A 16,319-nucleotide genomic window follows, 5' to 3' on the forward strand; every position below is an offset into this window, starting at 1 on the left:
AGGAATAATGCAATCTTGATCGCTGCGACAGTTTACCGGTCGCAGCATCGACCTATCTGCTTGGCAATCACACTGAAGACGCTGGCTGTGAGCGAGCGAAGGGAGGGTTGAGGGATGCTACGGATTCGGAAATTGGCCGCAGCGATGGCAATGCTCATCGCCGTTGCCATGTCGACGTCGTCTTGCACGACGAGCTCTCCCGACCCGGCGCAGACCGGTTCGATTGGATACTCCAGCGCTGACTTCGCACTCAGGCCGGCTTGCCGCGACGGTTTCGGCAACGATCGCCCTTGCAGCTATTAGAAGGAATGGCTGCTTGATTCGCCGTCGGCGGCGGAGAATGCCCAACTTATCTTTAGGAAAAGGGTCTCGTCAGTCGAGAACCTTTTCATGCCGCCTGCTCGACCCAATATTTTATCACCATCAATGCGGCTGCCTTGCTGAGCAGAACATCGCGCTCCTGCGCCAAATCTTCTTCGAAACGCTCGCAGAGCTTTTCGTAGACAGCGAAAAGAGCAGTCGCCTTGTCGTATCGACGATACTTCTGCTCTAAGCGAACGATGGTTGACATCAACTCGGCCGTCGTCGGTGTAAACGCCATCCTGACCTCCTGAAGCAGGCAACGGAATGAGTTAGCCCCGTGTCTATTGGAAAATCGTTACGAACACGGGCAAGCGTGTTACACAACCGAAATGTTGCTCTAGGAAAGACCGTCATGCGGTATCTTCGGTCAGGGCCGCGTCGGCTTCACGCTCAGGAGATGGGCGCCGCGCGCGCCAAAACGGTGGGTCTGAGGTCGGGGGAGATCGCCGACCGGAATATTCGTGTCATCCTGGAAGCCATCCGCCGGCATGGGCCGCTGACGCGCACCGAGCTTGGCCGCCATAGCGGACTGACCGGCCCCGGCATCACCAACATCCTGCGGCGGCTCGCCGATGAGAAGCTCGTGACCTCGAACCGGCGCAACGGGCTCGGCGGTGGGGCAACAGCCACGGAATTCTCGCTGCGCTCGGAGGGCGCGTTTTCGATCGGCGTCAAGCTTCGCCGGACGCGCGGTGAGATCGTCCTGATCGATCTCAGCGGCCAGGTGCATGACCGGGTGTATTTCGACGTGGAGCCGGAGGACGGCGTCGGCGCGGTGCATGCGGCGGTCAGGGACATGGTCGATCGGCGTGCGACATTGCCGATCGTCGGGCTCGGGATCGCCGCCAACGATTGGAGCGATGCGCGCAGCGAGCAGCTCTCCGCGATGTCGACGATTGCGCGTCCCTATGTCGAAAACGAATGCACGGCGAGCCTGCTTGCCGAGCGCACGATCGGCAGCGCCATGCCGGAAGGGGGGCTTGCGATGATCATCATCGACGATGACGTTCAGGCGGGCTTCCTCATCCGGGGCATTCCCTATTCCGGCGTGCATGGGCGGGCGGGCAGCATCGGCGAAATGCTGACCGGGCCTGACAATGTCCAGCTCAACACGGTCGTCGGTTTCGATTCTCTGCGCTCACGCATCGGCGACGAGGACTTCGCGCGCCTGCTCAAGGGCGAGGAATTCTCCTCGCCGTCGCTGTCGCAATGGATACGCGAGGCCGCCGGCCATCTGCTCGACCCGATCATCGCCATGGCCGGCTTCATCGCCCCGAGCGTCGTCATGATCGGCGGCGACCTGCCGCAGGGCGTGATCGGGGCGCTGATCCATCAGCTTTCCGTCGAGCGGCGCGACACCTCGACCAGGCCGCTGCTGACGCCCTGGATTTCGCCGATGCGGCCGGCAAGCTTCAGCGGCGGAGGCGTGGCGCTGGGTGCTGCCCTCCTGCCCTTCCTCAACACCCTGCTGCTGCCGCCGGCGTCGGCGTAAGACCAAAGGCGCTGCGCGCTTTGACCGGCTTACGCAAGCGCCTCGTCGGCGTGGCTGAGATCGGAGGCGAGCGCCTTGTCGAGCACCTTCTGGATATTGGCGGCGCGCCGGAAGGAGGGTTCCTGGGTCTTGCCCGCCCGCACGGCCTGGACGAAACGCTGGTAGTTCGTCTCGACGGGATCGAAGGGGATGTCGCGCCAGGTCGCCGTGTGCACGTCTTCGCCGAGGCAGGCGCGCAAGCTCGATTTGCCGGTATCGTAGATCATCTCGACCGAGCCGGTTTCGCCATAGACCCGGAGACGAAGCTGATCCATCTGGCCGGCGGCCGTACGCGTCGCCTGGATCGTGCCGATCGCGCCATTGGTGAAATCGACATTCATCGTGAAGCTGTCATTGGCGTCGAGATCATATTCGCCGATCCTATGATCCGGCGCCTTGTCGAAGGTCTTCAGCCGCGCGAAGACATGGGCGATGTCGAGGCCGGAGCCATAAGAGGCGAAATCGACGATGTGGATGCCGATATCCCCGAGCGCGCCGTTCGAGCCGTGCTTCTTGCTCAGCCGCCAGAGCCATTTGCTTTCGCTCTTCCAATCGCCCCAATGGCGGCCGACCAGCCAGCTTTGCAGATGCGACGCCTCGACGTGGCGCACCGCGCCGATCTCGCCGGCGAGCACCATCTGCCGGCCCTTCTGCAGCGCCGGCGAATTGCGATAGGTGAGGTTGACCATGCCGACCTTGCCGGCCCGCTCGATCGCCTCGGTCATTTCCATGGCCTTGACGGCATCGGTGGCGAGCGGCTTTTCGCAGAAGACGTGTTTGCCCGCGGCGACCGCCTGCAGCGTCGTCGGATGATGGATGCGGTCAGGGGTGACGTTCGCCACCGCATCAAACTCGCCACAGGCGAGCGCCTCCTCGAGCGTGGTGAAATGGTTGGCGATGCCGTGTTCGGTGCAGAATGCCGCAAGCCGCTCGGGAACGACATCGACGCCGCCGACGACGCTGACGCCTTCGATCGCCTTGAAGTGGGTCGCGTGCTGATTGGCCATGCCCCCGGTTCCGACAATGAGTAAACGCATCTTCTCCTCCATGGACTTCAGTTTGCGGCTGCCGCTGCGGCCAGCCAAAACGAACCGACACCATCGCGGCCAGCCGAGATCGACCGGGCTTTTCTTCAGGAAAATTGCGGGTTGGATGCGCCGGCGCCCCTACGGCGCTCTCGATAACTTAATTTGATGCGCATCCCTTCCGAAAACCGGGGCCCGCACTAGCTGCTGTTGAATGCCGCCAGCATCTCATCCTCCCAAGCTCTGGCTTGACATCAAATCAAAGTAACTTAATCTAATTAATGCAGCACGGAAATGAGGAGAGGTCAACCGACCGCCAGGCTGTATTCGTTCAAAATGGGGAGGAGACCCATCATGAAGAGCGCAACCGTCGGCGCATTGGCGCTGAGCACTGTTTTATTTTCAGCATCGACGATTTTTGCCCAGGAACTTGCCACCAAAGACCGGATCGGCACTGCCGATGCGCCGAAGACCCTCGTCGTCCGCCTGACGAACGATAGCCCGAACAATTCCGATCCCGCCATCGCCGAGGGCTACCAGAAGCTCTTCGTCGACTTCATCAAGAAGCACCCGGACTGGAAGCTGCAGATGCAGTTTATGTCCTCCGACATCGGCACCGAACAGGCCAAGATGCTGGAACAGGCCAAGGCCGGCAATGCGCCGGACTGCGCCGCCGTCGACTCCTTCGTGCTGTCACAGTTCATGGTCAACCACGTGCTGGCCGATTTCACGCCCTACTTCTCCAAGGAAGAAGTAGACGACCTCTTCCCCTTCATACGCAGCGGCATCACCGACAAGGACCAGACGATCCGCGCCTGGTGGTGGGATACCGACCTTCGCGTGCTCTACCGCAACAAGTCTGTCGTCGCAGATGCGCCTGCGACCTGGGACGACCTGAAGAAGGCTGCCCTTGCCTCCACCAAGGAAGGTATGGAAGGCGTGCTCTTCAACGGCGGGCGCTGGGAAGGCACCACCTTCGACTGGCTCGCGAATTATTGGGCGCTCGGCGGCAAGCTCGTCGACGATTCGGGCAAGCCGATCTTCGGCGAAGGCGAGAACAAGGAGAAATTCCTGAAGGCGCTGAACTACTTCAAGGATCTCGTCGATTCCGGCGCGGCCCCCAAGCGCGTCACCACCATCGCCAATTATGACGACATGAACGCCGCGGCCGCAGCGGCAACGACGGCGCTCTTCATCGGCGGCAACTGGCAATATGCGCAGCTGAAGTCGACGCTCGACGAGGACGATTTCAAGAACTGGACCTTCTCGCCGATCCCCGGCCCCTCGGCCAATGAACGCTCGACCGGCACCGGCGGCTGGACGATCGCTTCCTTCAGCAAGGACAAGGAGAAGATCGAAATGTGCGCCAATCTGGCGCGCGAGGTGTATATGGGACCGGCGAACGCGCTGCAGCAGCAGCTGCCGACCCGCAAGTCGCTGTTTGATAAGTACGAGGTCTTCTCGACGGAAGCCAACAAGACCTTCGCCAATGCGCTGGTCGACGGCCAGGCACGCCCAGGCGTGCCGATCTATCCGGAGATCTCGAACCAGATCCAGATCATGATGGGCGACGTGCTCTCGGGAACGAAGAAACCCGAAGAAGCCCTGGACGCCGCATTCAGCGCGGCGATGGAGGCTTACAAGCGTCTGTGATGTTGCTAGCCGCGGCCAGCCCCTCATCCGGCTGCCGCCACCTTCTCACCGTAAACGGGGCGAAGGGACAAGCCGCGACCTCTCCGTCCCTCACTAGCGCCTCGCAGGGCACGTCCCCTCTCCCCGTTTACGGGGAGAGGGCTAGGGTGAGGGGCAGCTTCTGAGCGCGACAGCGCCTGTCAGCAGGCGCCGTCGACAGTGCCAAACCCGGACAGAGAAGCCAATGAGCCCTATTGCCATCGAGGCTGACAGCCCGCCTCAAAGCAGAACGTTCATGCGCCGGTTCGCCGGTGCGCCGCTGCCCTGGATCATGCCCGTGATCATCGTCATCGGCATATTCTACCTCTATCCCGTCATCGATGTTTTCCGGCTGTCCTTCACCAATGCGACGCTGATCGGCGACACCCAGGATTATACGCTGGGCTCGATCGGCAATGCGCTGAGCTCGCCGCAACTGCCCGACATTCTCTGGGCGACGCTGATCTTCGTCGGCGGCAGTGTCATCGGCCAGCAGATCCTCGGTCTTGCAGTCGCCGTCACCGTCATTCGCGGCGAAAAGCGCGGCCTGTTCGGCACCACGATCCTGAGGACCACGGCGCTCGTCGCTTGGGTCGTGCCGGGCATTGCCGGCGGCATCATCTGGCAGATGCTGTTTTCCGAAGCGCCTTACGGCGCGCTGAACAGCATATTGAGGCTGATGCACATGCCGACCGTTGCCTGGCTTTCGGACCCGGCAATGGCGCCCTGGTCGACGCTAATCTCGAACATCTGGCGCGGCACCGCCTTTTCGATGGTGGTCATGTATGCAGCGCTGAAATCGATCGATCCCTCGCTCTACGAGGCAGCCGAGGTCGACGGCGCCAGCGCCTCTCAGCAGTTCTTTTTCGTCACGCTGCCGCAGCTGCGCGCCGCCATCCTCGTCAACATGATCCTGATCACCATTCAGACGGTGAACACCTTCGATGCAATCATCACGCTGACCGGCGGCGGGCCCGGGCGCGCGACCGAGGTGATCTCGCTCTACGTTTTCAATATCGTCTTCCGAAACTACGATCTCTCCGGCGGCAGCGTGCTCTCGGTGCTGATGCTCATCATCAGCCTCGGGCTTGCCTTCGTCTACGCATCGTTCCTGCCGAAGGAGGAAGAGCAATGAGCGGACGCACCGGAACCCGGCTCGGCGATGCCATCAGCTATCTCTTCATGCTGGTGATGTTCGTCTTCTTCGCCGGCCCCCTTACCTATCTGCTGTCGATGGCGCTGCGTGACAAGCGCGAGGTCTATCGCGGCGCGGCGCGCTACATTCCCGACAACCCCACCATCCAGAACTTCATCACCGTTCTCAACAACAGCTATTTTCCGATCTATCTCTGGAACGGCCTCAAGCTTGCGGCCTTGAGCGGGCTCGGCGTGCTGATCGTTGCCTTGCCCGCCGCTTACGCTTTCTCCCGCTTCCAGTTCCGCGGCAAGGGCCTCTCGATGATGGGGCTCTTACTCTTCCAGATGATTTCGCCGCTGGTCATCATGGTGCCGCTCTACCGCTACATGAACCGCCTCGGCCTGCTGGACACACATTTTGCCGTCGTCATGGTCTATATCGCGCTCGGCGTTCCCTTGGCGACCTGGCTGTTGAAGAGCACCGTCGACGGCATTCCGCGCAGCCTCGATGAGGCGGCGATGATCGACGGCTGCAATCGGTTCTCGGTGTTTTGGCGCATCATCCTGCCCCTGTCCGCGCCGGGCATCGCCTCGGTTTTCATCATCACCGTGATTGCCGGCTGGTCGCAATTCCTGGTGCCTTTCCTGCTGCTCACCAAAAATGACCTGATGCCGATCGGCGTCGGAATCTTTAACTTCCGCGGCATGCAGACCGACTCGTCCATCCAGCTGCTTGCCGCCGCCTGTCTGATTGCGGTCGTTCCGGCGATCGTGGCTTTCCTGTCGCTCCAGAGGCTGATCCTCGGTGCGATGACCAGCGGCGCGGTGAAGGGATGAAGAGGTCTGCTTCACTCTTCACGCGTGCGGAAGGATTGAACGCATGAACGAGACACTCGGCGCCAGGCACTCTCCCGATCTGACGGGCGCCAATGTCGAAGATGCGGGCGAGCACAATCGGGCCGTCGTGCTCCGCTGCATCCACCGTCAGGCGCCGATTTCGCGGGCCGAGATCGCCAGGCAAACCGGCTTTACCAAACCAGCGATCGCCCGCATCGTCGACCGCCTGCTCGACGAGGGCCTAATCATGGAAGCCCGCCGTCGGCATGGGCTGAGGGGCCAGCCGGCGATAGAGCTCGAGATCAATCCGGATGCTTATTACGCGATCGGCATCAATATCGACCGCGACCACCTGACGATTCTCGCCGTCGATGCCGTCGGCAATGTGCGCGCCCGGGTACATCACGAGAAGCGGTTCATCCTGCCGGCGGAATTCATGCAGCTGACATCAGATGCGATCTCGCATTTCCAGCGCAGCCGGCTGATCGACGATGCGCGCCTTGCCGGCATCGGCCTTGCCATGCCGGATTGGCTCGGCGAAATCTCGCTGCTCGGCAAGCCCGACGCCTACCAGGAATGGACTGATTTCGACGTGCGCGCCGCCCTGGAGAGCCTGACGCCGCATCCCGTCTTCACCGAAAACGAAGCCAATGCCGCCGCCCTTGCCGAGCTCAACTACGGCCTCGGCGCCGAAAGCAGCAGCTTCTTCTATATTGCCGTCAATGCCTGCCCGGGCGGCGGCCTCGTTCTCGATGGTAACGGCCATCGCGGCGCCATGGGCCTCAGCGGCGAGATCGGCTGGCTTCCGATTGCCGACGACCGTGACGGCGAGGCGCAGAAGGTTCAGCTTCTCGGTGAGATCTTCTCACTGTTCTTCCTTTATGATTTCCTCGCCGGGCACGGTATCAAGGTGAGCGTGCCGCAGGATCTGCTGATGCTCGATGCCCGCGGCAAGCGCCTCGTTTCGCAATGGCTGAAGGAGATGAGCGCGCATCTCGCTGTCGCGGTCAAACATATCGCCATGATCGTCGATCCCGACGCCGTGCTCGTCGGCGGCCGGCTGCCGATCCGCATCGTCGATGAATTGCTGCGTTATGTGCACGAACATCTCGACCCCGAGGACACGAACCTGCCGTCGCTGCATCGCGCCTCGATCGGCGAGGACGCCTCGGCCATGGGCGCGGCGGCAATGCCGATGGCGGCTGCCCTGATGCTCGCATCGGCAGATGTGGCGCAGCGCACGCGCTCGCCGCTGAAATTCATGGATCGGCTGAACAGTTGAAACGGCCGCAGGGCCCCCGGATTTTGATGATGATCGGAGGATATGGTGAGGATCGGCTTCTATACCTCGACTTTCAATGACCGCCCGCTGGAGGAAGTGGTGGACTTCGCCGCATCGGCGGGGTTCGATGCGATCGAGATCGATGTCGGCGGCCACATCAAGACGCCCGACCGGGTGGCCGACGCCGTCTCGCTGGCACGAAGCCGCGGCCTCTTCGTTTCCTCGATCACTTTTTTCGGCAATCAGCTCGATGCCGACCGCGACAAGCGACGGGAGCTTCGGGCGAGAACTGCGGAATTTGCCAAGGCGATCGGCGGCGCCGGCGTTCCGATCTTCGTGATCTTTCCCGGCCGAGACGATACCGCAAGCGACGAAGCCAATTACGATGACTTCGCCGATTTCGCGAACGGGTTGATCGCAGAGACGAGAGACAGCGGCCTCACCTTCGCCATCGAGAACTGGCCGGGGCCGAAAGACAATTTCATCGGCACGACGCCAAAGGGATGGCAGGAGCTTTTTCGGCGGATCGAGGACCGCCGCTTCGGCCTCGAATTCGACCCCTCGCACCTCATCCGCATCGGCGTCGATCCCTATCGGGCGCTGGAGGCGGTCAGTGACCGCATCGCCATTCTGCATGCTAAGGATACGGCGATCGACGCCGAGGCCCTGCAGGCGATCGGCTATCACGGCAAGGGCTGGTGGCAATACAAGCTGCCGGGGCTCGGCCTGCTCGACTGGCCGCGTTTCCTCAGGCAGGCCCGCCGCCATGGTTTTGACGGCACGCTGTCGATCGAACACGAGGATGCCGCCTACGGTTGGCCGGGCAAGGACTTGGCCGCGCGCAAGGAGGGCGAGCGCGTTGGCCTCGATTATCTCAAGAGTGTCTTGAACGGACTTTGACGGCGAATTCGGGAGGAGTTTCATGGCCCATGTTTCGGTCAGCAATGCGCGCAAGGATTACGGCGCGTTCAAAGCCATCAAAGGCGTATCCGTCGACATCGGCGACGGCGAATTCGTCGTCCTCGTCGGTCCGTCCGGCTGCGGGAAATCGACGCTTCTCAGAATGATCGCCGGCCTGGAGGGCATCACTTCGGGCAAGATCCAGATCGGCAGGCACATCGTCAACGAGCTTGCGCCCAAGGATCGCGACATCGCCATGGTGTTCCAGAACTACGCGCTCTATCCGCACATGACAGTGGCCAAGAACATGGGCTTCTCGCTGCGGATGAAGCGCATGCCGAGATCGGAGATCGACAAGCGGGTCGGCAATGCGGCGAAAATCCTCGGGCTGGAAAACCTCTTGGAGCGTTATCCGAAGCAGCTTTCCGGCGGTCAGCGGCAGCGTGTCGCCATGGGCCGGGCGATCGTGCGCGATCCGGCCGTCTTCCTGTTCGACGAGCCTTTGTCGAACCTCGACGCCAAGCTGCGGGTGCAGATGCGCTCGGAAATCAAGGAACTGCACCAGCGGCTGCAGACGACGACGATCTACGTCACCCACGACCAGATCGAGGCCATGACCATGGCCGACAAGATCGTCGTCATGAAGGACGGGCTGATCGAACAGTCCGGCTCGCCGCTCGAACTCTATGACCGCCCTAACAATCTGTTCGTCGCCGGTTTCATCGGCTCCCCGGCGATGAATTTCATCAAGGGCAGCATGAGCGAAGACGGGTTCAGGACCGTGGACGGCCTGCTGCTGCCGAGCGAACGCCGGCCGGTCGATGCGGTGACCTACGGCATTCGCCCCGAACATATCATGCTCGACCCCAACGGTATCGAAGTGACGACCGTCGTCGTCGAACCCACGGGCTCGGAAACACTCGTCCTCGTTCGGCTCGGAGGGCAGACGCTGACCTGCGTCTTCCGCGAGCGGATCAGGGCCGCTCCCGGCGACGTGCTGAGGATCGCCCCTGGTCACGACACCGTTCACCTGTTCGGCGCCGACGAGCAGCGCATCACCACAGGCGAAGCGCCACTGAGTTAGAGCCCGCCGAATGCCCCCTCCCCTTCGGCCGGGCGCCGCCGGGGGCGCGTTATCAGCGCCCCCGGCCCAAAATCCCCGGTCGTCCGGATATCACGCAGAGATCCGGCAAGTGCTTGAACGAGCACCGAAAAGGTTAATATGCGTTAACCTTAAATTTCTTGGCCGGTATCGGAGAATCGCGGATAATAACGGTTACAGGGGCTTTTGATCCCGAAAACCGTTATCCGAAAGATTGCTGCCGATGAACGCTAATTCGAATGCCGTGAAGGCCGCGCCGCTCTATTTCGAGGATCAGATTCTCGAGCACGGCGACGTGATTTCGAAGAAGCTGCATCTCCTGAGCGTGCAGCGCTTTCCGCCGAACGCGAAGAAGACCCTGCGCAGCTTTTCTCTTGCCGAGGTCGCCAATTATGTCGGCGCGTCGCAGAGCACGCTGAAGAAACTGCATCTCGAGGGCAAAGGCCCCTGCCCGCAGACCTCGCCTTCTGGGCGGCGCTCCTACAGCGCCGAGCAGATGCTGGAGCTGAGGCGCTATCTCGATGCGCATGGCCGCTCCGAAAGCCGCATGTATGTGCCCCATCGCCGCGCTCATGAGAAGCTACAGGTCGTCGCCGTCGTCAATTTCAAGGGCGGCTCGGGCAAGACGACGACATCAGCCCATCTTGCCCAGCATCTGGCGCTGACCGGCCACCGCGTGCTCGCCGTCGATCTCGATCCGCAGGCATCGCTCTCCTCCCTGCACGGCTTCCAGCCGGAGTTCGACCAGGCCGCCTCGCTCTATGAAGCGATCCGCTATGACGGCGAGAAGAAGCCACTCTCCGAGATCATCCACAAGACGAATTTTCCCGGTCTCGACATCGTGCCAGCCAATCTCGACCTGCAGGAATATGAATACGATACGCCGCTTGCCATGGCCGACAAATCGACCAATGACGGCAAGACCTTCTTCACCCGTATCTCTCGCGCGCTTGCCGAGGTCGACGATCGTTACGACGTCGTCGTCATCGATTGCCCGCCGCAGCTCGGTTATCTCACGCTGACGGCGCTGACGGCCGCGACCAGCGTTTTGATCACCATCCATCCGCAAATGCTCGACGTCATGTCGATGGGTCAGTTCCTTCTGATGCTCGGCGGCATCCTGAAGCCGATCCGCGCCGCCGGCGCCGAAGTGAACCTCTCCTGGTATCGCTATCTCATCACGCGCTACGAGCCGACCGATGTGCCGCAGGCGCAAATGGTCGGCTTCATGTCGACGATGTTCCACGAGTTCATGCTGAAGAACCAGATGGTCAAATCCACCGCGATCTCGGATGCCGGGATCACCAAGCAAACGCTTTACGAGGTCGAGCGCGCCTCGATGAACCGGGGAACCTATGATCGCGCGCTTGAGGCGATGGACGCCGTCAACGCGGAGATCGCCGGCCTCATTCACCAGGCATGGGGGCGGTAGATTTGTCGGCTGACAAATTCGCCGTTTCCATGAGCCAAATCAATGCAATGACCGCAATCGGAGGAAGCTGATGGCACGAAAGAACCTGCTGGAAGGACTGGCCGATATGCCTGATGAAAACGCAGGCGCGCCGAACTATCCGATGCGCGGGGCAGGCCGGTCGCTCGTCCGCTCGCTGGATGAGCTTGCCAAGCAGGCGGAAAAATTTCTGGAAGGCGAGGCGGTGGTCGATCTGGACCCCGAACTCGTCGAAGCCTCCTTCGTCAAGGACCGGCTGTCCGAGGATGACCAGGATTTTCACGCGCTGGTGGAAGCGATCCGGGCGCGCGGGCAGGACACGCCGATCCTGGTGCGTCCCCATGGCAGGATCGACGGGCGCTATCAGGTCGTCTTCGGCCACCGGCGGCTGCGCGCGGCCCGCGAACTCGGCCGCAATGTCCGCGCCGTCGTCAAGTCGATGGATGACCGCACCCATGTCATCGCCCAGGGGCAAGAGAATTCGGCACGCGCCGACCTCACCTTCATCGAACGAGCGCTCTACGCCCGGCGGCTGGAGGAGCTCGGCTACGACAGGGAGGTCGTCTCGACAGCCCTTGCCGCCAATGCGGCTTCGGTCTCGAAGATGATGTCGGTGATGGATCGCATCTCGCCGGAGGTCGTCCAGGCAATCGGACCGGCACCCGGCGTCGGCCGCGAGCGCTGGGTGGAGCTGTCGCTGCTCGCCGGCAAATCCGCCAATGCGGCAAGTGTCGCCAATGTCCTGCAGGACGACAACTTTCATCAGCTATCTTCGGACAAGCGTTTTGAAGCGCTCTACACGGCACTGAACAAAAGCGCGCGACCGGTCAAGAAAACCGTCGCTGCGAAGGTCAAATGGCAGCCGCGGGACAAGGCGGTCCAGGCGGAAATGAAGAATGACGGCAAGGCGTTCTCGCTCTCGATGAAGGCCAGAAATGCCGGCCGCTTCGGAGAATTTCTCTCCGGCAGGCTGGATGCGCTCTATGAGCAATTCCTCGCCGAGGAGGGCAAACAAGGAGACTGAAACCGCAAAAAGAAAAAGGCCCCCAAACGAACGAGTCGTGGAAGCCCTTCTCACATCCTTAAGCAAGACAGAGAATCGCATTTTCACGAATCCCAGTCAAGAGTCCTGCAGGGCCTCGGCGTCTTTTCAGACGCGCAAATGACGCTGCGGCACTTTTCCTCCTCGCATCGTTTCGGTGAGCGGATTTCTTTTGCCTGATGAGAGGTGAAGGAAATGGAGAGTGACTATGTGACGACGCCCTTCGGGCGGCGGCCGATGTCGCTTGCCATGCTGCTGAAACAGCGGCGAGGCGAGGCGATCGCGGCCGGAACGACGCGCAACAAATGGAAACTGTTCCGATCGGTCTGCGAGGCGCGGGCAGGGCTGGATGTCACCGACCGGGCGCTGACGGTGCTCGATGCGTTGCTGACATTTTATCCTGAGGACGAACTCTCCAGCGAAAAGCCGCTGGTGGTCTTTCCCTCCAACGCGCAGCTTTCGCTCCGAGCCCGCGGCATGGCCGCCGCAACTTTGCGCCGGCATCTTGCCGCGCTGGTCGGAGCCGGCCTCATCTCCCGCAAGGACAGCCCGAACGGCAAGCGTTATGTGCGCCGCAGCCGGGAAGGCGGGATCGACGAGGCCTATGGCTTCAGCCTCGCCCCGCTTCTCGCCCGCGCCGGCGACATCGAGACGATGGCGGCGCGCATCGCCGCCGACCGGCAGATGCTGCGTGGCCTGAAGGAGCGGCTGACGATCTGCCGGCGCGACATCGTCAAGCTGATTTCCGCAGCCGTCGAGGAAGCCGTTCCCGGCGATTGGGCGTGCTTGTCGTCGACGTTCCAGGCGATCCTGCAGCGCATTCCGAAGGCTGCAAATCTGGAAAACCTCCCGCCCATCCTCAAAGAACTCGAGATAACCCGCGAAAAAATCGTCAACCTATTGGAACTGCATGAGAAAATGCAGATGCCGAGCGCCAGTGAATCCCAAATTGAGCGCCACATACAGAATTCGAACCCTGAATCCATACTTGAATTTGAACCGGGGCTGGGAACCGGGCAGGGGACGACGGCGGAGAGACTGACCGAACGGACCGACCGACCGGGAATCAAGCTCGACGATGATGGACGCGGAGCGCAAGAAAATGGTCTAGAGGAACCGCGCTTCGTTAAGAGCACGAGGGCAGGGGAAGTGAAAAGCTTCCCGCTCGGCATGGTCCTCCAGGCCTGCCCCGACATTGCCGATTACGGCCCGAGCGGCACCGTGCGCAGCTGGCGGGATCTGATGACGGCGGCGGTCGTCGTGCGATCGATGCTGGGCGTCAGCCCGTCGGCCTATGAGCAGGCGTGCTCGGTGATGGGATCGGAAAACACCGCTATCGTGATGGCCTGCATCCTGCAAAGGGGAGGGTGCATCACTTCCGCCGGCGGCTATCTCAGGGATCTCACGCGGCGCGCCGAAAAGGGCGAATTTGCCCTCGGCCCGATGCTGATGGCGCTCCTGCGCGCAAAAGATCCACCTGTCGCTAAGCTCAGCTGACGGCGTTCTTCCTGCCGCGAAGAAGGGCGGCGCGGATCTGTTCGTTCTTGCTGAGCACAGGGGCGGGAACCGCGACAGGTGCCAGCTCGCGTTCCTCGGCCTTAGCGGCGCTCTGCTTGAGGCTCAGGAAACGCTTCTGCGCGACCAATCGGTCTTCCTCCGACAGCGGCTCGACCGGTCCGCCGTCGATGTTATGGCGCATGGAATCGGGCTGGGCGCTGGCGAAATAATAGCGCCGGCAATGGACATAAGCAGCGGTCGCGCGCCGAAGCGTCGTCACGCCGGCATCGGGCTTCAGGAGCGGGCGCAGCTCGTTGAACAGGCCGACGGCGAAGGGAAGGACCGGATCTCCGGCCTTGGCCGGAAGCACGCCGACCGGCCGGATCAACAGCGTGTTGATCGCGTTTGCCTTCTCCACGTCGAGCTCGGTCGCCGCAATCGGGCCACGGCTGATCTTCCAGGGTTTGTCCATGCATTCTCCATAACGGCCGACTGTGATGGTATCTTGACGGAGAGGGTAGATAGAGGCGCAGGTCGCACATTGCTAGCCCTGCGGCAAGCCGGATGCGAGACACGATTTCCGGGCGGATATTAGTAGGTTTATCGCCCTGCCATGCATCTAATCGTTTTTTGTCACGGAAGTGCATTGACCTCCCGCTTCGATTACACTTCTTATCCGCGCCCAAGGTGAGTAACCGGCCGCGGGGAGGATGTATGCGGGTTTTCTCGAATATTGAAGAGCTGCGCCACACGCTCGATGCGCTGAAGCGGCAGGGGCGCACCGTCGCCCTCGTTCCGACCATGGGCTATCTCCACGCCGGGCATCTCAAGCTCGTCACGCGCGCCCGGGCCGAGAACGACATCGTCGTCGTCTCGATCTTCGTCAATCCGCTGCAGTTCGGCCCGGCCGAAGACCTCGGCAAATATCCGCGCGATCTCGAGCGCGATGGCGACATGCTCAAGCAGGCCGGCGTGAATTTCCTCTTCGCGCCGGGCGTCGAGGATATGTATCCCCGCCCGATGAAGACGGTGGTCGACGTTCCCGATCTCGGCCGCGAACTCGAAGGCGCGGTCAGGCCCGGCCATTTTGCCGGAGTCACCACCGTCGTCACCAAGCTTTTCAACATCGTCCAGCCACAGACTGCCTATTTCGGGGAGAAGGACTACCAGCAGGTCGTCATCATCAAGCGCATGGTGGAAGATCTCGCCGTGCCGGTGCGGGTGATCTCTGTGCCGACCGTGCGCGACAGCGACGGCCTCGCCTTGTCGTCGCGCAATGTCTATCTCAGCCCCGATGAGCGGCGCGCGGCGGTGATCGTCCCGCAGGCGCTCGACGAGGCCGAGCGGCTCATCGCCGGAGGCATCACGGATGCGCAAGAACTTGAGGCGAAACTCACCGCCTTCATCGGCCGCGAGCCTCTGGCAAAGCCCGAGGTCGTCGCCGTCAGGGATGCGGAAACGCTGGCGCCGATCGCTTCGCTGGAAGACCCCGTCGTCGTGGCGCTGTTCGTGCGGATCGGCACGACGCGGCTTCTCGACAACAGAGTTGTGGGAGGCAACAGCAGCCCGAACAGCAGAATGACCCGGGACAGCCGAATAAGCGGCCAGCCGGGAAAGGGAGTGACGAAATGAGTGCCACCGGATCTCAGAAGCGCCTGACGCCGACGCGAATCGCAGCCATGAAGGGCGGGAAGCCGATCGTCTGCCTCACCGCTTATACGACGCCGATGACGCGCCTCCTCGACGAACATTGCGAGCTGCTTTTGGTCGGGGACTCGCTCGGCATGGTGCTCTACGGCATGGAGACCACGATCGGCGTGACGCTCGACATGATGATCGCCCATGGCAAGGCCGTGATGCGCGGCGTCACCAATGCCTGCGTCGTCGTCGACATGCCCTTCGGCAGCTATCAGGAATCGAAGGAGATCGCGTTTCGCAACGCCGTGCGCATCATGCAGGAAACCGGCTGCGACGCCGTCAAGCTCGAAGGCGGCGAGGAGATGGCCGAAACCATCGCCTTCCTGACGAAGCGGGGCATTCCCGTGCTCGGCCATATCGGCCTGATGCCGCAGCTCGTCCACACCGCCGGCGGCTATCGCTCCGTCGGTCATTCCGAACACGAGACCTCGAAGATCCGCCGCGACGCGCATGCGATCGGCGGTTCAGGCGCTTTTGCCGTCGTGGTCGAGGGCACGGTGGAGCCGCTAGCCCGCGAGGTGACGGCAGCCGTGCACATCCCGACGATCGGCATCGGCGCCTCTTCCTCCTGCGACGGCCAGATCCTCGTCTCAGACGACATTCTCGGCCTCTTCAATGATTTCAAGCCGCGTTTCGTCAAGCGCTACGACGAACTCGGCAAGAGGGTCGCGGACGCCGCCGCCACCTATGCCGAGGAGGTGCGGGCGCGCAAATTTCCGGCAGCCGAACATACGTTCAAGCGCCGCAGCTGAGGCGAGGGCAGGGGTCGTTGGCACTCAGCTGA

At 62.0% G+C, this 16,319-nt stretch carries 16 protein-coding genes; 13 read left to right on the plus strand and 3 right to left on the minus strand.

Annotated features, from left to right (window positions below; all coding sequences use genetic code 11):
* The first annotated feature begins 114 nt into the window (after positions 1-114).
* Positions 115-303: a hypothetical protein gene (locus QWJ46_RS27535; protein ID WP_246717895.1), complete on the plus strand. Its 189-nt coding sequence runs from the start codon at positions 115-117 to the stop codon at positions 301-303.
* A gap of 85 nt (positions 304-388) precedes the next feature.
* On the opposite strand, the gene QWJ46_RS27540 is transcribed toward QWJ46_RS27535, so the two are convergent.
* Positions 389-601, minus strand: a complete 213-nt coding sequence (locus QWJ46_RS27540; RefSeq protein WP_302755353.1) for a hypothetical protein — start codon at positions 599-601, stop codon at positions 389-391.
* A 114-nt stretch (positions 602-715) separates the two neighbouring features.
* Here QWJ46_RS27540 and QWJ46_RS27545 point away from each other — a divergent pair, with 114 nt between their 5' ends.
* On the plus strand, positions 716-1,855 hold the full coding sequence (locus tag QWJ46_RS27545; RefSeq protein WP_184459851.1) for an ROK family transcriptional regulator: 1,140 nt from the start codon (positions 716-718) through the stop codon (positions 1,853-1,855).
* A gap of 29 nt (positions 1,856-1,884) precedes the next feature.
* Here QWJ46_RS27545 and QWJ46_RS27550 read toward each other — a convergent pair whose 3' ends face one another.
* Positions 1,885-2,931, minus strand: coding sequence for a Gfo/Idh/MocA family protein (locus QWJ46_RS27550; protein WP_302755356.1), 1,047 nt, complete (start codon positions 2,929-2,931; stop codon positions 1,885-1,887).
* A 342-nt stretch (positions 2,932-3,273) separates the two neighbouring features.
* On the opposite strand from QWJ46_RS27550, the gene QWJ46_RS27555 reads away from it, so the two are divergent.
* The 9 genes from QWJ46_RS27555 to repC all read left to right on the plus strand — a co-directional run bounded on the left by QWJ46_RS27555 (position 3,274) and on the right by repC (position 13,837).
* Positions 3,274-4,572: an ABC transporter substrate-binding protein gene (locus QWJ46_RS27555; RefSeq protein WP_302755358.1), complete on the plus strand. Its 1,299-nt coding sequence runs from the start codon at positions 3,274-3,276 to the stop codon at positions 4,570-4,572.
* A gap of 223 nt (positions 4,573-4,795) precedes the next feature.
* A complete protein-coding gene (locus QWJ46_RS27560; protein WP_302755360.1) occupies positions 4,796-5,725 on the plus strand; it encodes a carbohydrate ABC transporter permease in 930 nt (309 codons plus the stop codon).
* Positions 5,722-6,564, plus strand: a complete 843-nt coding sequence (locus QWJ46_RS27565; protein ID WP_184459855.1) for a carbohydrate ABC transporter permease — start codon at positions 5,722-5,724, stop codon at positions 6,562-6,564. Before QWJ46_RS27560 ends, QWJ46_RS27565 begins: the two co-directional genes overlap by 4 nt.
* Before the next feature lie 43 nt (positions 6,565-6,607).
* The gene (locus QWJ46_RS27570; RefSeq protein ID WP_302755362.1) at positions 6,608-7,846 is read left to right on the plus strand and encodes an ROK family transcriptional regulator; all 1,239 of its coding nucleotides are present in this window, start codon (positions 6,608-6,610) and stop codon (positions 7,844-7,846) included.
* A gap of 45 nt (positions 7,847-7,891) precedes the next feature.
* A complete protein-coding gene (locus QWJ46_RS27575) occupies positions 7,892-8,746 on the plus strand; it encodes a sugar phosphate isomerase/epimerase (protein WP_302755431.1) in 855 nt (284 codons plus the stop codon).
* A 22-nt stretch (positions 8,747-8,768) separates the two neighbouring features.
* A complete protein-coding gene (locus tag QWJ46_RS27580) occupies positions 8,769-9,830 on the plus strand; it encodes an ABC transporter ATP-binding protein (protein ID WP_302755364.1) in 1,062 nt (353 codons plus the stop codon).
* A gap of 241 nt (positions 9,831-10,071) precedes the next feature.
* Positions 10,072-11,280 (plus strand): plasmid partitioning protein RepA, encoded by a 1,209-nt coding sequence (gene repA, locus QWJ46_RS27585; protein WP_302755367.1) that lies wholly within the window; start codon positions 10,072-10,074, stop codon positions 11,278-11,280.
* Positions 11,281-11,350: 70 nt separating this feature from the next.
* Positions 11,351-12,322, plus strand: a complete 972-nt coding sequence (repB, locus tag QWJ46_RS27590; RefSeq protein ID WP_302755369.1) for a plasmid partitioning protein RepB — start codon at positions 11,351-11,353, stop codon at positions 12,320-12,322.
* Positions 12,323-12,535: 213 nt separating this feature from the next.
* Positions 12,536-13,837 carry a plasmid replication protein RepC gene (gene repC / locus QWJ46_RS27595; RefSeq protein ID WP_302755370.1) on the plus strand — a complete coding sequence of 434 codons (1,302 nt, stop codon included), beginning with the start codon at positions 12,536-12,538 and terminating at the stop codon, positions 13,835-13,837.
* On the opposite strand, the gene QWJ46_RS27600 is transcribed toward repC, so the two are convergent.
* Positions 13,830-14,309 carry a ProQ/FINO family protein gene (locus tag QWJ46_RS27600; RefSeq protein WP_302755371.1) on the minus strand — a complete coding sequence of 160 codons (480 nt, stop codon included), beginning with the start codon at positions 14,307-14,309 and terminating at the stop codon, positions 13,830-13,832. The genes repC and QWJ46_RS27600 overlap by 8 nt on opposite strands.
* Before the next feature lie 242 nt (positions 14,310-14,551).
* Here QWJ46_RS27600 and panC point away from each other — a divergent pair, with 242 nt between their 5' ends.
* Entirely contained in the window at positions 14,552-15,469 is a 918-nt protein-coding gene (gene panC / locus QWJ46_RS27605; protein ID WP_302755372.1) for a pantoate--beta-alanine ligase, read from the plus strand.
* Positions 15,466-16,287 (plus strand): 3-methyl-2-oxobutanoate hydroxymethyltransferase, encoded by an 822-nt coding sequence (gene panB / locus QWJ46_RS27610; RefSeq protein ID WP_302755374.1) that lies wholly within the window; start codon positions 15,466-15,468, stop codon positions 16,285-16,287. The genes panC and panB overlap by 4 nt, the downstream gene beginning before the upstream one ends.
* Positions 16,288-16,319 lie beyond the last annotated feature (32 nt).

This window comes from Rhizobium sp. CBN3, assembly GCF_030518245.1.
GTDB classification, from domain to species: domain Bacteria; phylum Pseudomonadota; class Alphaproteobacteria; order Rhizobiales; family Rhizobiaceae; genus Rhizobium; species Rhizobium aethiopicum_A.

Coding starts and splice junctions, on each gene's coding strand:
- QWJ46_RS27535 (WP_246717895.1), top strand. CDS start 115: ATGCTACGGATTCGGAAATTGGCCGCAGCGATGGCAATGCTCATCGCC.
- QWJ46_RS27540 (WP_302755353.1), bottom strand. CDS start 601: ATGGCGTTTACACCGACGACGGCCGAGTTGATGTCAACCATCGTTCGC.
- QWJ46_RS27545 (WP_184459851.1), top strand. CDS start 716: ATGCGGTATCTTCGGTCAGGGCCGCGTCGGCTTCACGCTCAGGAGATG.
- QWJ46_RS27550 (WP_302755356.1), bottom strand. CDS start 2,931: ATGCGTTTACTCATTGTCGGAACCGGGGGCATGGCCAATCAGCACGCG.
- QWJ46_RS27555 (WP_302755358.1), top strand. CDS start 3,274: ATGAAGAGCGCAACCGTCGGCGCATTGGCGCTGAGCACTGTTTTATTT.
- QWJ46_RS27560 (WP_302755360.1), top strand. CDS start 4,796: ATGAGCCCTATTGCCATCGAGGCTGACAGCCCGCCTCAAAGCAGAACG.
- QWJ46_RS27565 (WP_184459855.1), top strand. CDS start 5,722: ATGAGCGGACGCACCGGAACCCGGCTCGGCGATGCCATCAGCTATCTC.
- QWJ46_RS27570 (WP_302755362.1), top strand. CDS start 6,608: ATGAACGAGACACTCGGCGCCAGGCACTCTCCCGATCTGACGGGCGCC.
- QWJ46_RS27580 (WP_302755364.1), top strand. CDS start 8,769: ATGGCCCATGTTTCGGTCAGCAATGCGCGCAAGGATTACGGCGCGTTC.
- repA (WP_302755367.1), top strand. CDS start 10,072: ATGAACGCTAATTCGAATGCCGTGAAGGCCGCGCCGCTCTATTTCGAG.
- repB (WP_302755369.1), top strand. CDS start 11,351: ATGGCACGAAAGAACCTGCTGGAAGGACTGGCCGATATGCCTGATGAA.
- repC (WP_302755370.1), top strand. CDS start 12,536: ATGGAGAGTGACTATGTGACGACGCCCTTCGGGCGGCGGCCGATGTCG.
- QWJ46_RS27600 (WP_302755371.1), bottom strand. CDS start 14,309: ATGGACAAACCCTGGAAGATCAGCCGTGGCCCGATTGCGGCGACCGAG.
- panC (WP_302755372.1), top strand. CDS start 14,552: ATGCGGGTTTTCTCGAATATTGAAGAGCTGCGCCACACGCTCGATGCG.
- panB (WP_302755374.1), top strand. CDS start 15,466: ATGAGTGCCACCGGATCTCAGAAGCGCCTGACGCCGACGCGAATCGCA.